The organism is Saccharomonospora sp. (genome assembly GCF_027317685.1).
Taxonomy (GTDB): domain Bacteria; phylum Actinomycetota; class Actinomycetes; order Mycobacteriales; family Pseudonocardiaceae; genus Saccharomonospora.
Genome location: NZ_DAHVQP010000131.1, coordinates 1 through 18,090, shown reverse-complemented (window position 1 = coordinate 18,090; position 18,090 = coordinate 1). Strand labels below are relative to the sequence as shown.

Annotated in this window: 12 protein-coding genes and 1 pseudogene; 9 read left to right on the top strand and 4 right to left on the bottom strand. The window is 67.8% G+C overall.

Annotation, left to right across the window (positions count from 1 at the left end; translation table 11 throughout):
- Together M7H19_RS15880 and M7H19_RS15875 are read left to right on the top strand one after the other, a co-directional pair.
- Nucleotides 1-884 (top strand): annotated as a pseudogene (locus M7H19_RS15880) (vitamin B12-dependent ribonucleotide reductase); the annotation flags it as partial.
- A 189-nt stretch (nucleotides 885-1,073) separates the two neighbouring features.
- Complete coding sequence (locus tag M7H19_RS15875; protein ID WP_298182174.1) at nucleotides 1,074-1,850, top strand: NAD(P)H-binding protein; 777 nt, start codon at nucleotides 1,074-1,076, stop codon at nucleotides 1,848-1,850.
- Here the strand turns inward: M7H19_RS15875 and M7H19_RS15870 are convergent.
- The gene (locus tag M7H19_RS15870; protein WP_298182172.1) at nucleotides 1,804-3,876 is read right to left on the bottom strand and encodes a prolyl oligopeptidase family serine peptidase; all 2,073 of its coding nucleotides are present in this window, start codon (nucleotides 3,874-3,876) and stop codon (nucleotides 1,804-1,806) included. The two genes, M7H19_RS15875 and M7H19_RS15870, sit on opposite strands and share 47 nt — an antisense overlap.
- 285 nt (nucleotides 3,877-4,161) lie before the next feature.
- Here M7H19_RS15870 and M7H19_RS15865 point away from each other — a divergent pair, with 285 nt between their 5' ends.
- Nucleotides 4,162-5,910, top strand: coding sequence for a Xaa-Pro dipeptidyl-peptidase (locus tag M7H19_RS15865; RefSeq protein ID WP_298182179.1), 1,749 nt, complete (start codon nucleotides 4,162-4,164; stop codon nucleotides 5,908-5,910).
- A 139-nt stretch (nucleotides 5,911-6,049) separates the two neighbouring features.
- Entirely contained in the window at nucleotides 6,050-7,216 is a 1,167-nt protein-coding gene (locus M7H19_RS15860; protein ID WP_298182170.1) for a DUF4192 domain-containing protein, read from the top strand.
- Here M7H19_RS15860 and galE read toward each other — a convergent pair.
- Together galE and M7H19_RS15850 are read right to left on the bottom strand one after the other, a co-directional pair.
- Entirely contained in the window at nucleotides 7,188-8,186 is a 999-nt protein-coding gene (galE, locus tag M7H19_RS15855) for a UDP-glucose 4-epimerase GalE (protein ID WP_298182168.1), read from the bottom strand. The two genes, M7H19_RS15860 and galE, sit on opposite strands and share 29 nt — an antisense overlap.
- Before the next feature lie 562 nt (nucleotides 8,187-8,748).
- Nucleotides 8,749-9,444, bottom strand: a complete 696-nt coding sequence (locus tag M7H19_RS15850) for a metal-dependent transcriptional regulator (RefSeq protein WP_298182166.1) — start codon at nucleotides 9,442-9,444, stop codon at nucleotides 8,749-8,751.
- A 115-nt stretch (nucleotides 9,445-9,559) separates the two neighbouring features.
- Between M7H19_RS15850 and M7H19_RS15845 the strand changes: the two genes are divergently transcribed.
- Genes M7H19_RS15845 through M7H19_RS15835 form a run of 3 tightly spaced genes read left to right on the top strand, consistent with a single transcriptional unit; the run spans nucleotide 9,560 to nucleotide 14,431 of the window.
- Nucleotides 9,560-10,402, top strand: coding sequence for a sulfurtransferase (locus M7H19_RS15845; protein ID WP_298182164.1), 843 nt, complete (start codon nucleotides 9,560-9,562; stop codon nucleotides 10,400-10,402).
- A gap of 56 nt (nucleotides 10,403-10,458) precedes the next feature.
- A complete protein-coding gene (locus M7H19_RS15840) occupies nucleotides 10,459-11,640 on the top strand; it encodes an acetoin utilization protein AcuC (protein WP_298182163.1) in 1,182 nt (393 codons plus the stop codon).
- A gap of 10 nt (nucleotides 11,641-11,650) precedes the next feature.
- A complete protein-coding gene (locus M7H19_RS15835; protein WP_298182162.1) occupies nucleotides 11,651-14,431 on the top strand; it encodes a bifunctional GNAT family N-acetyltransferase/acetate--CoA ligase family protein in 2,781 nt (926 codons plus the stop codon).
- Here the strand turns inward: M7H19_RS15835 and M7H19_RS15830 are convergent.
- On the bottom strand, nucleotides 14,404-15,582 hold the full coding sequence (locus tag M7H19_RS15830) for a hypothetical protein (RefSeq protein ID WP_298182161.1): 1,179 nt from the start codon (nucleotides 15,580-15,582) through the stop codon (nucleotides 14,404-14,406). The two genes, M7H19_RS15835 and M7H19_RS15830, sit on opposite strands and share 28 nt — an antisense overlap.
- 238 nt (nucleotides 15,583-15,820) lie before the next feature.
- Between M7H19_RS15830 and M7H19_RS15825 the strand changes: the two genes are divergently transcribed.
- Together M7H19_RS15825 and M7H19_RS15820 are read left to right on the top strand one after the other, a co-directional pair.
- The gene (locus M7H19_RS15825) at nucleotides 15,821-17,395 is read left to right on the top strand and encodes a UDP-N-acetylmuramoyl-L-alanyl-D-glutamate--2,6-diaminopimelate ligase (RefSeq protein WP_298182176.1); all 1,575 of its coding nucleotides are present in this window, start codon (nucleotides 15,821-15,823) and stop codon (nucleotides 17,393-17,395) included.
- On the top strand, nucleotides 17,392-18,090 hold a 699-nt coding region (locus tag M7H19_RS15820; RefSeq protein WP_298182159.1), incomplete at its 3' end, for a Mur ligase family protein. The genes M7H19_RS15825 and M7H19_RS15820, both read left to right, overlap by 4 nt.

Below are 18,090 nucleotides of genomic sequence, written 5' to 3'. Positions count from 1 at the left end.
CGATCTCCAAGACGGTCAACATGCCGGAGTCGGCCACCGTCGAGGACGTGGAGGAGATCTACTTCCAGGGCTGGAAGTTGGGTCTTAAGGCATTGGCCATCTACCGCGACAACTGCAAGGTGGGCCAGCCGCTGTCGACGGGCAAGAAGGAGAAGTCCGAGGCCAAGGCCGAACCCGAGAAGGTGGTCGAGTACCGCCCGGTGCGTAAGCGGCTGCCGAAGAAGCGGCCGAGCCAGACGGTTTCGTTCACCGTGGGCGGGGCCGAAGGGTACCTGATCGCCGGGTCGTACCCGGACGACGGTCTCGGTGAGATCTTCGTCAAGCTGGGTAAGCAGGGGTCCACCCTGGCCGGGGTAATGGATGCCTTCTCCATGTCGATCTCGGTGGGTCTGCAGTACGGCATCCCGCTCGAGTTCTACGTGCAGAAGTTCCAGAACCTGCGCTTCGAGCCCGCGGGCATGACCGACGATCCGGACGTCCGCATGGCGACGAGCGTCCTCGACTACCTGTTCCGCAGGCTCGCGCTGGACTATCTGCCGTACGAGAAGCGTGCTCAACTGGGCATCTTCACGGCCGATGAGCGCGCGGCGCAGGCCGACAGCGACTACGGCTCGTCGACGACGGAACCGAACGTCGACCTGGAGGCTTTGCGCAGCACCGTCGAGACCGGGCAGCGCAAGGTCGAGGAGGACGACTCCGACTCGTCCGACGACGAAACGCCGAAGGAGCCACGCCGGGAGGCGCACACGACCACCGAACTGGTGGAGTTGCAGCTCGGTAAGGAGGCTGACGCACCGCTGTGCATGACGTGCGGTACGAAGATGCGTCCCGCGGGTTCTTGCTACGCGTGTGAGGGCTGCGGCGCCACCTCTGGCTGCAGCTGACGGTTCTTCGAAGGAACCGTGAGGGGAGCCGGCCGCGAGGGTCGGCTCCCCTCGTCGTCTCGGAAAGGGTGTCGCGGAGACCGGTCTTTCAGGGAAGCGGCGGATTGGACGGGTTCGTTGCGGAGGCGAAGCCCCGCGTCCTGTGCCACAGTGAAAGTCGAGGACGAGCCACCCGCCAAGGGAGCGCCGATGAGCACGGTGGTTGTGACCGGAGGAACCGGCACGCTCGGTCGCGAGGTCGTGCGCGGTCTCCAGGCCGATGGACACGACGTGGTCATCACGAGCCGGAAGGCGCCACCGTCGGTGCGGGACCGAGTCAGGACGGTCCGAGTCGACTACCACTCACCCGTCGCGCTTCGCGCTGCCTTCGAAGGGGCCGACACAGTCGTGCACTGCGCGACCAGACTCGCCGGCCAGCAGGGTGGTGACGTGGACCTGGGCGGTCGGGTGTTCGACGCCGCCCGCGGCGCGGGTTGCGGCCACCTGGTCTACATCTCGATCGTCGGGGTCGACCGCATACCGCTTCGGTACTACCAGGCCAAACTCGAAACCGAACGACTCGTCGAGGACTGCGGGTTGCCGTGGACGATCCTTCGGGCCACCCAGTTCCACGAGCTCGTCGTGCGCCTGCTGAACGGGTTGACGCGCCCGCCGCTGGCCTTGATCCCGGACATCGCCATGCAACCGATCGCTGCCGCCGAGGCGGGCGCGCGGCTGGCCGAACTGGCCGCCGCGCGCCCTGCCGGACGGGTGCCCGATCTGGGTGGGCCCGAGATCGTTGCCGCGCCCCGCCTGGCGCGGTGGTATCTGGAGGCCACCGGACGACGTCGTCGTATCCGCCCGATCAGGCTCTTCGGTTCCGTGTACGAGGCCTATCGCGCGGGCCATCATCTGACGCCCGCGAATGCCGCGGGCACGATCACGTTTCAGGACTACCTCGACGCGCGGGTGCGTCCTCTTCGGTGAGTCGCTGCCACAGGAACTCGAATACCAACGCCCACTTGAACGCCATTTGGGCGTTGTCGGCGGCCGCGCCGTGGCCGCCCTCGATGTTCTCGTAATAGGCGACATCGTGGCCGTCGGCGTGCATCTTCGCCATCATCTTCCGGGCGTGAGCGGGATGCACTCGATCGTCGCGAGTGGACGTCACGAACAGCGTGGGTGGATACGTCCGGTCACTGTGGACGTTGTGGTACGGCGAGTACTGCCGAAGGTAAGCCCATTCCTCCGGGTTGTCGGGATCGCCGTACTCGGCCATCCACGATGCCCCGGCCAACAGTCGGTGGTACCGGCGCATGTCCAGCAGCGGCACCTGGCTGACCACCGCACCGACGAGTTCCGGGTACCGGGTCAGCATCACGCCGGTCAGGAGACCGCCGTTGCTGCCGCCTTGCACACCGAGCAGTTGTGGGGTCGTGATACCGCGTGCCACGAGATCCCGTGCCACCGCGGCGAAGTCCTCGTACACCCGCAGCCGGTTGGTCTTGACCACTTGGTTGTGCCAGTCCGGGCCGTACTCGCCGCCACCGCGGAGATTGGCCACCACATACGTCCCGCCGCGGGCGAGCCAGCCACGGCCGACGACGCCGCTGTACGACGGGGTCAGCGACACCTCGAACCCGCCGTACCCGGTCAGCAGAGTCGGCGAGGCCGAAGTCCGCTCGCGAGGTCCGACGACGAAGTAGGGAATGCGGGTGCCGTCGTCGGAGGTGGCGAAGTGCTGTTCGACACCGAGATCCCCGGCGTCGAAGAACGCGGGGGTGCTCTTCACCGTCTCCAGTTCGCCGCCGATCTCACCACGTGACAGCGCGGGCGGGTCGAGGTATCCGGTGGTCTCGAGGAAGAACTCGTCGCTGTCGTCGGGGTCGGTTGCGACCAAGTCGACGACGGTACCGGGCTCGACGGCGCTGCTCAGCGGCTCGTCGGTCCAGCCGCCGGCGCCGGGCGTGAGTACCCGGATCCGGGTCGTCACGTCCACGAGTGTGCCCAGCAGCAGGTGGTTGCGCGTCCAGGCGTAGTAGTCCAACGACGTGTGCGCATCGGGCTCGAACAGCACGGTCATCGACCGGTCACCGGCGAGGAAGTCGTCCAACCTGGCAGCCAGCAAAGTTCCGGCCGGGTACCGCGTGCCTTCGAGCGTCCACGGACTCCGAGTGCGTACGAGCAGCCATTCGCGGTGCAACGTCGGCACGGCGTCGTCAGGTACGTCGATCTTCACGAACCCGGTGTCGGTGCGCAGGTACACCTCGGAGCAGTAGAAGTCGACGGCACGGCGGATGACGTCGCGTTCCCAGCCCGGGGTCGGATCGTGCACGGCTCGCACGGACACGTCCTCGGGCTTGCCCTCGAACACGAGGGTGGCATCCTCCAGCGGGGTTCCCCGACGCCATTCCTTGACCAGCCGAGGATAACCGGAGCTGGTCAGCGAGCCTTCACCGAAATCCGTGCCGACGTAGACGCGGTCCTCGTCGATCCAGCACACCGAGCTCTTCGCCTCGGGCAGGGTGAAGCCGTCGTCGACGAACTCGCGCCGCTCGAGGTCGAACTCCCGTACCACGGTGGCATCGGCGCCGCCTCGGGACAGTTCCACCAGACACCGGCGAAAGCTCGGACGCAGCACGACGGCGCCCTGCCACACCCAGTTCTCGTCCTCCTTCGCCGCCAGTTCGTCGATGTCGAGGAGGACGTCCCACTCGGGCTTCGGAGTACGGTAGGAATCCAGGGTGGTGCGCCGCCACACACCTCGGGGATGGTCGGCGTCACGCCAGAAGTTGTAGAGGTACTCGCCACGACGGCGCACGTACGGGATGCGGGTGTCCGCGTCGAGCACCTCGCGCAATTCGTCGCGAAGCCGTTCGAAACGGTCGCCCTCGGCGTAGCGGCGCACGGCCTCGGCGTTGTGCCCTCGCACCCATTCGAGGGCGGCCTCGCCGATGACGTCTTCCAGCCAATGGTGCGGATCCGACTCCACACTCGGGTCAAGCTCGTTCATGGCGGCCAGTCTGCCAGCCTGCTCGGTGTCTTCCGGACGGCGACGTCCTGCTCGACACCAGGGGCGACACGCAAAGTGACTGGTATGGCGTTTGGGTCACTCGACCGAGGGTGGAGGTCATGTGAAACGGTGATCCCCGACCCATCCTCTCGGTAAAACCCTGCCCGGCGTTCGTCGGAACGTGTCGATCTCTGCTTGACAGGGACGGTGCCTGGGATAAAGGTCAACACCAATCTTTTCGCCGCCGTCCGATCTGGGGGCTTCGTGAGGCTCAAGCGTGTGTCGATGATGATGGCCGCCACCGTGGTGGTGCTGCCGCTGGTCGCTGTGAACGCGGCTGCCGATCCCGTCCGGGAACCCGTCTTCGTGGACGGACAGGCGCAGCCCGTGTACGACCCTTCCGACGTCGTGAGGGAGGACGTCTGGGTCGAGGCCGGTGTGGACAGTGATCACGACGGGGTCGAGGACGTGGTGCACGTCGAGATCGTGCGGCCTCGGGAAACGGAAGAGGGCCTGCGGGTACCGGTGGTGTACCAGGCCAGCCCTTACTTCGCGGGTGGTAACCCGGTCACCAACCACGACGTCGATCGTGAGCTGTATGTGCCGACGCGGCCGTCCGCCGAGATCACGTGGCATTACCAGGACTATTTCCTGGCGCGCGGCTTCGCGGTCGTGTACGCCGAATCGCTCGGCACGGGGCAGTCCACCGGCTGCCCCACCATCGGCGGGGAGAACGAGACCCTCGGGGCGAAGTCGGTCATCGACTGGCTGAACGGGCGTGCGCAGGCACGTGACGCGGGCGGTACCGAGGTCGACGCCGACTGGACCACGGGGCGGACCGCCATGATGGGTGTGTCCTACAACGGCACACTACCCAATGCCGTCGCCACCACCGGTGTCGAAGGGCTGGAGACCATCGTCCCGATCGCCGCGATTTCCAGCTGGTACGACTACTACCGCGAGAACGGCGCAGTGGTGGCACCCGGCGGATACCAGGGCGAGGACAGCGATGTGCTAGCCGAGTACGTCTACACGCGGGCCGATCAGGAGATCTGCCGCCCGGTCATCGACCGGCTGGCGTCGGAACAGGACCGGCTCACAGGTGACTACAACGACTTCTGGCACGAACGGAACTACCTGGACGACGTGCACCGGATCGACGCGTCCGTGCTCGCGGTACACGGATTGGACGACTGGAACGTGACCGTCAGCCAGGTTGCCGAGTGGTACGCCGCGCTCGCCGAACACGGCGTGGAACGCAAGATCTGGCTGCACCAATCCGGGCACACCGACCCGTACTCGTTGCACAAGGAGCAGTGGCTCACCACTTTGAACCGTTGGTTCAGCCGCTACTTGTACGACGTCGACAACGGTGTGGAGAACGAGCCGAGAGCCACGATCCAGCGTGAGGACGGCTCGTGGACCGAGGAGACCGACTGGCCGGCTCCGGGCGCGCAGGACGCCACGTTGTCGTTGCGTCCGGGTGGCGATGAGCGCGGTGGGTTGGGCACCGGACCGTCCCGGGGCAGGCCCGTGTTCGAGTGGTTGACCGACGACGCGCGTAAGACGGTGGAGGAGTTGGTGGACGCGTCGTCGTCGGAACACCGGCTCTCCTATGCCACCGAGGCCGCCCGTACACCGGTCCGGGTGAGCGGCACCCCGTCGGTGCGCCTGCGGCTGATGTTCGATCGTCCCGCGGCCAACGTGACGGCCGTTCTCGTGGACCGAGCCCCGGACGGCAGTTCCCACGTCATCACTCGTGGTTGGGCCGACCCGCAGAACCGGAACAGCGACTCGCGCACACAGCCGATACGGCCCGGTGTGCCGTATCGGCTCACGTTCGAACTCCAGCCCCAGGACTACGTGCTGGACAGGGGACACCGGTTGGAGTTCGTGCTGCTGTCCAGTGACCACGACTTCACCCTGCGGCCGAGCCCCGGCACGGGTGTGGGGTTGGAGTTGACCAGGTCGAAGGTGACGTTGCCCGTGGTGGGTGGCGAGGCGGCGGTGCGGCAGGCGTTCCCTCGTCGCTGACGAGTGCGCATAGCACACCCTGCCGACAATTCAGCGGCATCGGGGCTGATGCGGCCCCGGTTGTCCACATTGGGGTCGAACCGTCCACAGATTCCGGCTGCGTCCCCGAAACCGTTCCTTTCGGGCCCATTGTGGAGACATGGCTTCCACGATGGGCCCGAATTCGACGGGCAACACGACGGACACAACCACGATCGACCTCAGGGACCCGGGGGACCTGCTTGCGGCCACACCTCATTTGCTGGGCTTCGAACCCAGTGATTCGGTGGTGCTGATCGGCCACCGGGGAGAGGCGGGAACGCACATCGGCAACATCGTGAGAGCCGATCTGCCCCTGCCCGGAGGCGAGACCGCGTTGGCCGCGCAGATGGTGGACCCGCTGGCGCACGCCTCGGTCGCCGTCACCGTCGTTGTCGTGGGAGGACGGCGGATGACCGGCACGACGGGCCCACCTGCGGGCGCCGTCGTCGCCGCAGTCAAAGATGTCTTCGGCCGCGCGGGAACACCTGTGCAGCACGCCCTCTGGGTGCCCGCGATACGGGCGGGCGCCCCGTGGAAGTGCTATGACGACGACTGTTGCGCGGGACATCTGCCCGACCCGCGAAGCACGGTGCTGGCGGCTGTGACCACCCACGCCGGACTGGTGACCCACAGCAGTCGGGCCGCCATGCAACGTCAGCTCGATCCCGTGGGGAGCGATGTCCTCGCTCGCAGGGCGGTGATGCTCAACCGCCGGGTCACCACGGGTGGCCTCGAGGAACCGGCGGCGCTCAGCCGAGGACGTGCGGCGATTCGCGGGATATTGACACGGGCGTGGGAGGGAACACCGACGCTGTCCGACACCGAGGTGGTGGAGTCGGCGCTCGGCCTCACGTTGCCGGCTGTCCGTGACGCCTGCCTGGCCATGGCTGTCCCCGTCGGCAGCGCCCACTCCATCACAGCGGAACGCGTGTGGCTCCTGCTGACCCGGCACACGCCCGCGCCCGAACGCGCCGAGCCGGCGACCCTGCTGGCGTACTCGGCCTACGTACGGGGCGAAGGTGCCCTCGCCGGAATGGCGTTGTCGGCCGCGCGGGCCGCCGACCCCGACCACCTGCTGTCGCGGTTGCTCAGCCAGGCGCTCGACCATGGCCTGCCGCCGGAGACACTCGCCGGTCTGGCTCGGTCCGGTGACACGGGCCCGATCTGGACGGCGCCATCCGAGAGCCTCGGGACCGGTACTCGTCCGTCACGGGATGGGGACGGCGACCCGGGTAGCGGTCAGGCGCGGAGGCCGCCTACTGCTTCTCCAGACGCCGGCGAGTGAACTCCCAGGCGTCGGCGACGATGCCCGCCAGGTCGGTGTGCTGCGGAGTCCATCCGAGCGCCTGCTGGGCTTTGTCGCTGGCGGCCACCAGAACGGCGGGGTCGCCTGCGCGACGCTGTGACACCACGGCCGGGATGGCATGTCCCGTGACCTCACGGCAGGCGTCGATCACCTGACGCACCGAGAAACCGGTTCCGTTACCCAGGTTGAAGATCTGGTGCGTACCTGGTTCGGCGTGAGTGAGCGCGAGCAGGTGCGCGTCGGCGAGATCCACCACGTGGATGTAGTCCCGGATGGCCGTGCCGTCCTCGGTGGGGTAGTCGTCGCCGTAGATGTGCACCTGGTCGCGGTGTCCGGTCGCCACCTGCAGGATCAACGGGATCAGGTGCGTCTCCGTGGTGTGCCGTTCGCCGTAAGGACCGTAGGCGCCCGCGACATTGAAGTAGCGCAGGCTCACGGCCGAGAGACCGTGGGCACGCGCGTAGCTGGTGATGGCGTGGTCGATGGCGAGCTTGGTGGCGCCATAGGTGTTGGTCGGAGCGGTGGGTGCGGTCTCCGGGATCGGTGTCGTCTCCGGCTCGCCGTACGTCGCCGCTGTGGAGGAGAACACCAACCGCTGTACGCCGTGTGTCCGCATCGCTTCGAGGAGACGAAGGGAGGTGAGTACATTGCCGCGCCAGTAGGTGCCGGGGTCTTGCATCGATTCGCCGACCAAGCTCTTCGCGGCGAAGTGCAGAACACCGTCGAAACCTTCGGCGAGCAACGTGCTCGCGACCTCGGCCGCGTCACCCTGCACGAACCGAGCGCCCTCGGGGACGGCGTCGGCGTGACCCGTGGACAGGTCGTCGACGACCGTGACCTCGTGTCCCGCTTCGAGCAGGCGAGCCGTGCACACACTGCCGATATAGCCTGCGCCACCCGTAACAACCAGCTTCATGGGTGTGCTCGACGTCGTGCTCTCGGTGGGCATTCGTGCGGGCCCTTTCTCGAACGGAAAACGTTTCGGTCTCTACGGGGCGACAGTGTGCACCCACTATCTATGTTCCCAGGGAGCGGGGTGGTAGGCGAAGCGTCGTGAGATGTCGTATGGGGTCACTGGGCGCGCCCGGTACTCGTGGAGCTGTGACGTTGTGCGCGCTCGACGAAGCCTCTGGTGTGATCCGCTGGGCGCTCTACGTGGTGCGGTGGTCGACGGCCGGCGGTTGTCGTCGTAGAGGTGTCGTGGGTGTCGAAGCCGTTGTGTTGTGTGGCTTGAGCTGGGTGCGATTGCGCTGTGTGTGGAGCTGATGACGGAAGGCGCTCGCCGTTGTCTGTCGGCGTTTCTGACATCGCCACGATGTCGCCGTTTCGGCCGGCTGTCTTACCCAGTCACCGTGGGCCGATGCGAGCAGGTGCGTTCGTCGTCGGTGACGTAGCGAGACGAGTGAGCGGTGAGAGTGTCGAAGGGATGGTGCGGCCGGGATCCGGCACCTGCCGTTCGGATCCCGGCCGGCACGGACCGGAAGAATCCGTGGGTAGGTTGTACCGATTCTCTACCGGGTTTGGGCAAGCACGGCATGCAGCGCCGACGTGGGAATGCGTGCGGATGTGACGTCGTCGGACACCTCGACGGTGGGGTCCCCGTTGACGGCCTTGCCGACCTTCACCGTGCGTCCGGGCACGATGCCGACCGACCGCAGCTTGCCCATGAGCTCTTCGTCGAGCTGTACGTGTTCGGCGATGCGCCGGATCTCCACCAGGCCACCCCCCGACTTGGCGATCTCGTCGAGGCGGACCAGGTCGGCTTCGGCGGGCGGCGCAGGTTCGCCCGCCTCCAGCTTGTCCAGACCCGGAATCGGGTTACCGTACGGCGACGTCGTCGGGTTCCCGAGCAACGTGACGAGCTTGCGTTCCACCGCTTCGCTCATCACGTGCTCCCAACGACACGCCTCGTTGTGCACCTGTTCCCATTCCAGCCCGATGACGTCGACCAGCAACCGTTCGGCGAGCCGGTGCTTACGCATGACCGCGACCGCCAGCTCGCGTCCGTGCTCTGTGAGCTGGAGATGCCGGTCGTCGGCAACAATCACCAATCCGTCACGTTCCATGCGCGCCACCGTCTGGCTCACGGTGGGGCCGCTCTGCTGCAGACGCTCCGCGATGCGGGCGCGCAGCGGTACGACCCCCTCCTCTTCGAGTTCGAAGATGGTGCGCAAGTACATCTCGGTAGTGTCGATGAGATCGTTCACGCCTGTCCCCTTTGTTCGCCTTACTCATGGTAGTCGCTGGTACTGGTGCTGAGGGCAGGCGAGCGACATTCCCGTGCGCCACCAGTACCAGGGAGGTGCAGGCAGGATAGGGGATATGCGCCAAATCATCTCGACAGCCGAACTCGCCGACCTCCTGAATACCGAGCACCCTCCGACAGTGCTCGACGTGCGTTGGCGCCTCACCGGACCGCCGGGACGTGATTCCTATGAGGAAGAGCACGTGCCGGGAGCCGTGTTCGTGGACGTGGACACCGAGCTGTCGGGAAAGCCGGGACCCGAAGGGCGCCACCCCTTGCCCGACCCTGCGTCCTTGCAGCGTACGTTGCGTGCCGCCGGGGTGAGCGGTTCGCGACCCGTGGTGGCCTACGACGACGGGGACGGTTCGGTGGCGGCGAGGGCCTGGTGGTTGCTGAGGTGGGGTGGGCACAGCCGGGTAGCGGTACTCGACGGTGGTTTCGCCGCGTGGAAGGCGGAGGGGCGTCCACTCGACGCGGACGTCGTCCGGCCGGTTCCAGGTGATGTCGTGCTCCGGCCGGGCTCGCTGCCCGTACTCGACGCCGCCGGTGCCGCGGAGATCGCTTGCCACGGCATGTTGCTCGACGCTCGCGCTCCGCAGCGGTACACGGGCGAGACAGAACCGGTGGACTCGAGGGCGGGGCATGTGCCCGGGGCGATCAACGCTCCGTTCACCGAGTACGTCGGCGAGGACGGTCGGTGGCGTTCGGCGGAGGAACTGGCGCGGCACTTCGCCGAACTCGGTGTCGAACCGGGCACGCCGGTGGGGGTGTACTGCGGTTCGGGAGTCACGGCCTGTTCGGTCGTGCTCGCGTTGGACCTCGCGGGTCACGAGCGGCCCGCGGCCCTGTACGCGGGTTCGTGGTCGAACTGGGTCGCCGATCCCTCCAGGCCGGCCGCCACGGGCCCCGAACCCTGCTGAGGAACACCGACGGAACTCATGGCCGAACGGGGGGTGCACGCCTAAGCTCGGGTGCCATGTCGAGCTCGGCCGTTGTCTGGGATTCCGCACTCCTCGCCTACAACCTGGGCAACGACCATCCGTTCAATCCCGTTCGCCTGGACCTGACCATCCGGTTGGCTACCGCGCTCGGCGTGTTGGAGGACGTGCCGCTGCTGGTGCCGGACGCCGTGAAGGCCGAGGAGCTGTACCGCGCACATACCGCCGAGTACGTGGAGGCGGTCAAACAGGCGCCGATGGCGGGCTGGGACGTCGGCCACGGACTGGGTACGCCCGACAACCCGGTGTTCACCGACATGCACGAGGCCTCGTCGCTCGTGGTCGGTGCGACGCTCCTCGGAGCGCGGTGCATCGCGGAGGGCAAGGCTCGACGGGCGGTGAGTATCGCGGGCGGTCTGCATCACGCCCTGCGGAACCGCGCCGCGGGATTCTGTGTCTACAACGACTGCACGGTGGCGATCTCCTGGCTGCTCGACCAGGGTTTCGACCGCATCGCCTACGTCGACACCGATGTCCACCACGGTGACGGCGTGCAAGCCGCCTTCTACGGTGATCCTCGCGTGCTCACCGTTTCACTGCATCAACACCCGTTCACGTTGTTTCCCGGCACGGGGTACTCGTCCGAGGTCGGGGAGGGAGAAGCGGCGGGCAGCGCGGTCAACGTCCCCTTACCGCCCGGCACGACGGACGCGGGATGGTTGAGGGCTTTCCACGCGGTGGTGCCGTCGGTGTTGGCGGCGTTCCGTCCGCAGATCCTGGTGACGCAGTGTGGCGTGGATTCGCACGAGGAGGACCCGTTGGCCGACCTGTCGTTGACGGTGGACGGACACCGTGCCATCTACCGGACGTTGCGGGAGCTCGCGGACACCCACGCCGAGGGCCGGTGGCTGGCCGTGGGTGGCGGTGGTTACCAATTGATCCGGGTCGTGCCGCGGTCGTGGACACATTTGTTGGCCACGGTGTTGGATCGTGACGTGGACCCGAGGACGCCACTGCCCAGGACGTGGACCGAACAGGTACTGGCGATGACGCCGAACGCGGAGGTGCCCGCGAGCATGACCGAGAGCTCGGACGGTGCGGAGCCGGTTTTCTCTCGCTGGGGCGACGGCTTCGACGAGCCCGTGGACATCGCTGTCAGGGACACGCGCCGGGCGGTGTTCCCGATGCATGGATTGGACCCCTACGACCCGAGGGACTGAGGTGGAACACATGGCCCCGATGGCTGATGGCGCAGCGGGGGATGTGCCGGAGGGCGAGAAGACGGGGGCGCGTGACCCGTTCGACTATCCCCGGCGTTGGGAGGCCGACGTCGTGCTGGTCGACGGCAGGACGGTACACCTGCGGCCGATCGTGCCCACCGACGCCGAGCGCATCGTGGCCTTGCACGCTCGGTTGTCCGAACGTACTCGGTACCTGCGTTATTTCGGGGCCTATCCGCGCATTCCGGCACGGGATTTGAAGCGGTTCACCACGGTCGACCACCACGATCGGGTGGCGTTCGTGGCGTTGCTGGGCGACGACATCGTGGCGGTCGGTCGTTACGAGCGCATCGACGAGGCCTCGGCGGAGGTGGCGTTCGTGGTGGACGACGCGCACCAGGGGCGGGGGTTGGGTTCGATCCTGCTCGAACATCTCGCGGCGGCGGCCTCGGAGTGCGGGTTGCGCCGGTTCGTGGCCGAGGTTTTGACCGAGAACACGGCGATGACGAGGGTGTTCCGGGACGCGGGTTACCGGGTGAGCCGGGCTTTCGAGGAGGGGCTGCTGCACTTGGAGCTCGACATCGACCCCACCGAGGAGTCGCTGGCCGTGGCGAGGGCCAGGGAACAGGCGGCGGAGGCGCGCAGTGTGCACAACCTGCTGCATCCGCGTTCGGTGGCGGTGATCGGCGCCTCCACGGACTCCACCAAGGTCGGCTACGCGGTGTTGTCGAACCTGCTGGCCGCGGATTTCACCGGCCCGGTGTACCCGGTGAACCCCGAGCACGTGTCGGTGCGGGGGGTGCGTGCCTACAAGTCGGTGCTGGAGATTCCGGGTCCGGTCGATCTGGCCGTCGTGGCCGTGCCGGCCAACGAGGTGGAGGCGGTGCTCGACGGTGCGCTGACCAAGGGTGTCCAGGCGTTGGTGATCGTCTCGGCCGGGTTCGCCGAGGCCGGGCCGCACGGGTTGCATGCCGAGCTGCGGCTGGTGAAGGCGGCTCGGGCGCACGGAATGCGCGTGGTGGGACCGAACGCGCTCGGCGTGCTCAACACCGATCCGGCGGTGCGCCTCAACGCCACGTTGGCGCCGAGGTTGCCACGGCGTGGGCGCACGGGGTTCTTCTGCCAGTCGGGGGCGTTGGGTATCGCGATCCTCGCCGACGCCGAGGCGCGTGGCCTGGGTTTGTCCACGTTCGTCTCCGCCGGTAACCGCGCCGATGTGTCCGGCAACGACCTGTTGCAGTACTGGGAGACCGATCCGCGCACCGATGTGGTGTTGCTGTACTTGGAGTCGTTCGGTAACCCGCGTAAGTTCGCGCGGTTGGCGCGACGGCTGGCGCGGAGTAAGCCGATCGTGGCGGTGAAGTCGGGCAGGCACGCGGTACGCCCACAGCTCGCGGCGACCTCCACCGAGATCGACGAGTCGAGTGTCCAGGCGTTGTTCGAGCAGGCCGGTGTGGTGCGCGTGGACACGCTGGCACAGTTGTTCGACACGGCGCTGGTGTTCGCCAACCAGCCGTTGCCCGAGGGTTCCCGGATCGGGATCGTCGGCAACTCGGCTGCGATCGCACTGCTCGCGGCCGACACGGCGCGGGCACAGGGGCTGAGCCTCGGCATCGAACCCGTGGACATCGGTTCGCAGGCGCCGCCGGAGGATTTCGCCGCCGCGGTGGGGCGGGCCCTGGCGTCGCCCGACGTGGACGCGCTCGTCGTCGTGTTCGTGCCGCCGGTGGCCACGCCGGGTACCGCGTACGCGCGCGCGTTGCGCGAGACGGTGCTGGCCGCCTCTCCCACTCCGGATAAGCCCATCGTCTCGACGTTCCTCGCCGCGGAGGGAGTGCCCGACGAACTCGCCGTCACCGATGACGACGGCACCGTGGCGTTCGGGTCGATCCCGTCGTACCCGAGTCCGGAGCGCGCAGTGAACGCGGTGGCGAGGGTCGCGCGCTATGCCGAGTGGCGGCGGCACCCGCAGGGCACGGTCGTGCGGCCGCAGGGGTTGCACGTCGAACGTGCTCAGAGCCTGGTGCGGGAGATGGTGGACGAGAGCAACGTGGTGTTGCCGGTGGACGACATGGTGCGGTTGCTCGACTGCTACGGCATCGAGGTCGTGCCGTTTCGGGTGGTGTCCGGCGAGGACGACGCGGTGGCGGCCGCCGACGAGCTCGGTTACCCGACGACGCTCAAGGCGTTCGACGACACGTTGCGGGACCGGCCCGACCTCGCGGGGGTGCGTCTGGACCTCTCGTCACCGGACTCGGTGCGGGTGGCGTATCGCGATCTGCGTGAGGTCTCCGGTCGTGCGGAGGTGTACGTGCAGCGCATGGCGCCCAAGGGCGTGTCGTGCACCATCGGGCTGCAGGACGACCCGTCGTTCGGTTCGCTCGTGTCGTTCTCGTTGTCGGGGGTGGTGAGTGCTCTGCTCGGTGATCAGGCGTTCCGGGCGGTGCCGTTGACGGATGTGGACGCGGCCACCCTGGTGCGGGAGCCTCGCACCGCGCCGCTGCTCATGGGCTACCGAGGCGATGAGCCCACAGATCTCGCCGCGTTGCAGGACTTGATGTTGCGTGTCTCGGCGCTCGCCGAGGACCACCCCGAGGTGCGGTCGTTGTCACTCGACCCCGTGCTCGCCTCGCCGGAGGGCGCGTTCGTCACCAACGCCCGCATCGTGTTGGGTCCGCCGCCGTCGCGGCCCGACACCGGGCCGCGACGACTGCGGGAGATCGACGCTCCCGCCGCCCCACCGATGACAGGCCGGAAGCCGGATCAGAACCCGGACGGGTCGACGGCGTAGACGGAGCGTCGGCCCGGATATTCGGCCAGTCCCCACAACTGGTCGCGCGGTCCCCAGTACGACAGGTCCTCCGGGCCTATGGGTTGTGCGCCGGGGTGCTGGGTGGGGTCATCGGTCGCGGTGAACGTGTAGAAGGAGCCCCGGGCGTTCGAGCCCGCGCTGGCCGAGACGAAGAACTTGTCGTCGATGGCCGTGGCGCCCTGCATGCTGGCGATGTCCACCCGGTAGGCCTCGGTGGCGTGCGTGTACCCGTCGGGGGATTCCTTGAACTTGCGGTCGGTGTAGTCGATGGGGAAGCGCACGACGCGAGTACCGGTTCCGGAGGCGTTGTACTCGGGCACGATGACACTGTCGGGGGTGCTGGTGCGGTCGAGTGACGCGGCGGAGAAGCGGAGTCGCTCCGTGGAGTCGGTGGTCGACGCCGTGAACGTGTGTGCCTGTGGTAGCGCGTAGCGGTAGTCGTACGCGTGATAGGAGCTGTCGGGCTGACGGCCGATCAGGTCTTTGTCTCCGGTCGTGACACGCCAGATGTGGCGGAGGTCGAAGGCGCGGAAGCCGCCCCAGGTGTCGGCCACGTACAGGAAGTGGCCGTAGGAGAAGATGCCGCCCGCGTGCACGGTGACGGGCCGGAAGTCCGGTTGTCCCGACGAGTTGACGTACGGCTCGACCAACAACACGTGTCGGTAGGCTGGCTCATCCGGCGTCGAGTAGTCCACAAAGGATATGCGAGCGCCTTTGTTGGGGGAGGAGTGACGGTAGTACCAGCTGACGAACAGGGCCGTCTCTCCCTCGTAGGTGCCTTCGCCGTAGGAGTCGGCCGTGGAGCTGATGCCCTGCGGGTACCAGTCCTCGGTGTCGTTGTCCCCGGAGTTCCAGCAGAACGCGGCGACCTGGTGTTCGGCGCCGGAGGGGCAGTCGGTGGCCGCTCTGTTGGCGCTGGCGAGCACGTCGGAGAAGGATTCGACGGGTAACAGCTCGTCGAGTTGGGAGATGGTGGGATTGTAGGGGCTTTCCGCGAGCCGGAAATGCTCGGCGGGCAGTGCGACGGGGTCGGCGGCCGCCGCGGGGGCGGTGACCACGGTGACCGCGGTGACCACGGTGACCGTGGCCAGTACGGCGAGCGAGGTGGGTGTGGTTCGACGTCGTCTCATGTGAAAACGGTAGGGGGTCGCCGCCCGGATTCGCGGCTAGTTGGTGAAAAATTGTCGTAGAAGTCCGGCGTATTCGCTGATTCGGAGGAGTCCCGCCTTTCGCCTGCGCACCGGATGGTAGGACTGGACGAGCCGAGAGGGTGAAGCGTTGTGTGTACACGGCCGAGCGGGCGGCTCAGCGGCTCGCGAACCCCGCCGGTAACCTTCCGTCGTGTCTGTGAACAACGATGAGGCGCTCGTGCGGGGACGATCACGACAGGACAACCAATCCCGGGTCGCCGTCTCACCACCCCGCCCGCACCTGATCGAACCCGTTCCCTTGACGACGCTCGTCGCGCGTGCCGATGCGCGGCTCGTCGCGGACCCGGCCGTGGCCGAGTCCGTGGCGGTCACCGGGGCGACGCTGCGGGCGCAACACGTGCTTCCCGGGGACCTGTTCGCGGCTCTGCCGGGTGCGCGGGTGCACGGCGCGGACTTCGCGGCCGATGCCGTCGCGGGCGGAGCCGTGGCCGTCCTGACCGACGAAGAGGGTGCCTCCCGGACCGCCGTGCGGGATTCGGGTCTTCCCGTGCTCGTCCATCCGGACCCGCGCGGAGTGCTCGGGGCCGTCGCGGCGTGGATCTACGGAGAGCCTTCGCTGACGTTGTCGGTGCTCGGCATCACGGGCACATCGGGTAAGACGACGACGAGTTACTTCGTGGAGTCCGGCCTGCGGGTGGCCGGCTACCACACCGGGCTGATCGGCACGGTGGAGACCCGGATCGGCGCCGAACGTCTGGCGAGCGCGTTCACGACTCCCGAGGCGCCCGACCTGCAGGCCCTGTTCGCCGACATGGTCGAGCGTGGGGTCACACACGTGGCGATGGAGGTGTCCAGTCACGCCTTGGCGTTGGGCAGGGTGAACGGCACGCGTTTCACCGTGGGGGCTTTCACGAACCTGTCCCAGGACCATCTGGACTTCCACCGCGACATGGAGGACTACTTCTCCGCCAAATCGCTGTTGTTCGACGGCCGTTCCACCCATGAGGTGGTCGTGGTCGACAGCGCCTGGGGACAGACACTGGTCACGCCGCGGACCGTGACGGTGTCCACGGAGCCCGACAGTGACGCCGGGTGGCGTGCCACCGACATCACGCTCACCCCCGGAGGGGAACAGTCGTTCGTGCTCCACGCTCCCGACGGACGCAAGGCGCAGGCGGTGTTGCCGCTGCCGGGCGAGTTCAACGTGGCCAACGCCGTACTCGCCGCCGCGATCCTCGACACGGTCGGGGTCGGCCTCGACGACGTGGTCGAAGGGCTCGCCACGGTGGAGGTGCCCGGGCGGATGGAGCGCGTCTACCTGGGGCAGCCGTTCACCGCCGTGGTCGACTACGCGCACAAGCCCGCCGCTGTCACGCAGGCGTTGCAGGCACTGCGCGCGCGTACGGAGGGCCGCCTCATCACCGTTCTCGGCTCCGGTGGTGATCGCGACACGGCCAAGCGCCCCATGATGGGAGAAGCCGCCGTACGCGGGAGTGACCTGGTGATCGTCACGGACGACAACCCGCGCAGTGAGGATCCCGCGGCCATCAGAGAGGCGATATTGGCCGGTGCTCGGGCCGTCGGGCCGTCCGAGGGCTGCGAGGTGCTGGAGATCGGTGATCGCCGCGAGGCCATCACCGAGGCGGTGAAGCGTGCTGAGGCGGGCGACGTCGTCCTCGTCGCGGGCAAGGGCCATGAGAGCGGACAGGAGGTGGCCGGCGTCGTGCACCCGTTCTCCGATCGGGACGAACTCGAGGCGGCCATTCGGGAAAGGCTCGGTGTGACGCAATGATCGAACTTACTCTCGCCGAAATCGCCGAGGTCGTCTCGGGTCGACTGCACCGTGCTGACGGCAGTGAGCGAATCACCGGGTCGGTCGAGTTCGACTCACGCAAGCTGACGGACGGTGGACTGTTCGTGGCGTTGCCGGGTGAGCGCGCCGACGGCCACGACTTCGCGGCCTCCGCCGTGGCCGCGGGCGCGGCCGGGGTGCTCGCGGCGCGCGAGGTCGACGCTCCCGCGGTGATCGTGCCGCCGTTGCCGCCGGGCAAGGCCAACGAGGGGTCCGTGGCGCTGACCGGGGACACCGACGGTTCCGGTGCCGCTGTGCTCGCCGCGTTGGCCGCGCTCGCCCGGCACGTCGTGACCCGGCTGTCGGAGACCGGTCTCACGGTCGTGGGGGTCACCGGCTCTTCGGGCAAGACGTCCACGAAGGACCTGATCGTACAGTTGCTCGAGCCGCTCGGCCCCACGGTGGCACCGCCGGGTTCGTTCAACAACGAGCTGGGCCACCCGTGGACGGCGTTGCGCGCCGATCGGGAGACCCGACATCTCGTACTCGAACTCTCGGCGCGTGGGCCGGGGCACATCGCGGAACTGGCCGCGGTCGCACCGCCGCGGATCGGGGTGGTGCTCAACGTCGGTAGCGCGCACGTGGGGGAGTTCGGTTCCCAGGAAGGCATCGCGCGGACGAAGGGGGAGCTCGTC

Excerpts from the sequence above, each read along its gene's own strand:
- M7H19_RS15875 (WP_298182174.1), top strand. The coding sequence starts at position 1,074 with ATGAGCACGGTGGTTGTGACCGGAGGAACCGGCACGCTCGGTCGCGAG.
- galE (WP_298182168.1), bottom strand. The coding sequence starts at position 8,186 with ATGCCCACCGAGAGCACGACGTCGAGCACACCCATGAAGCTGGTTGTT.
- M7H19_RS15870 (WP_298182172.1), bottom strand. The coding sequence starts at position 3,876 with ATGAACGAGCTTGACCCGAGTGTGGAGTCGGATCCGCACCATTGGCTG.
- M7H19_RS15830 (WP_298182161.1), bottom strand. The coding sequence starts at position 15,582 with ATGAGACGACGTCGAACCACACCCACCTCGCTCGCCGTACTGGCCACG.
- M7H19_RS15860 (WP_298182170.1), top strand. The coding sequence starts at position 6,050 with ATGGCTTCCACGATGGGCCCGAATTCGACGGGCAACACGACGGACACA.
- M7H19_RS15840 (WP_298182163.1), top strand. The coding sequence starts at position 10,459 with ATGTCGAGCTCGGCCGTTGTCTGGGATTCCGCACTCCTCGCCTACAAC.
- M7H19_RS15865 (WP_298182179.1), top strand. The coding sequence starts at position 4,162 with ATGATGATGGCCGCCACCGTGGTGGTGCTGCCGCTGGTCGCTGTGAAC.
- M7H19_RS15845 (WP_298182164.1), top strand. The coding sequence starts at position 9,560 with ATGCGCCAAATCATCTCGACAGCCGAACTCGCCGACCTCCTGAATACC.
- M7H19_RS15835 (WP_298182162.1), top strand. The coding sequence starts at position 11,651 with ATGGCCCCGATGGCTGATGGCGCAGCGGGGGATGTGCCGGAGGGCGAG.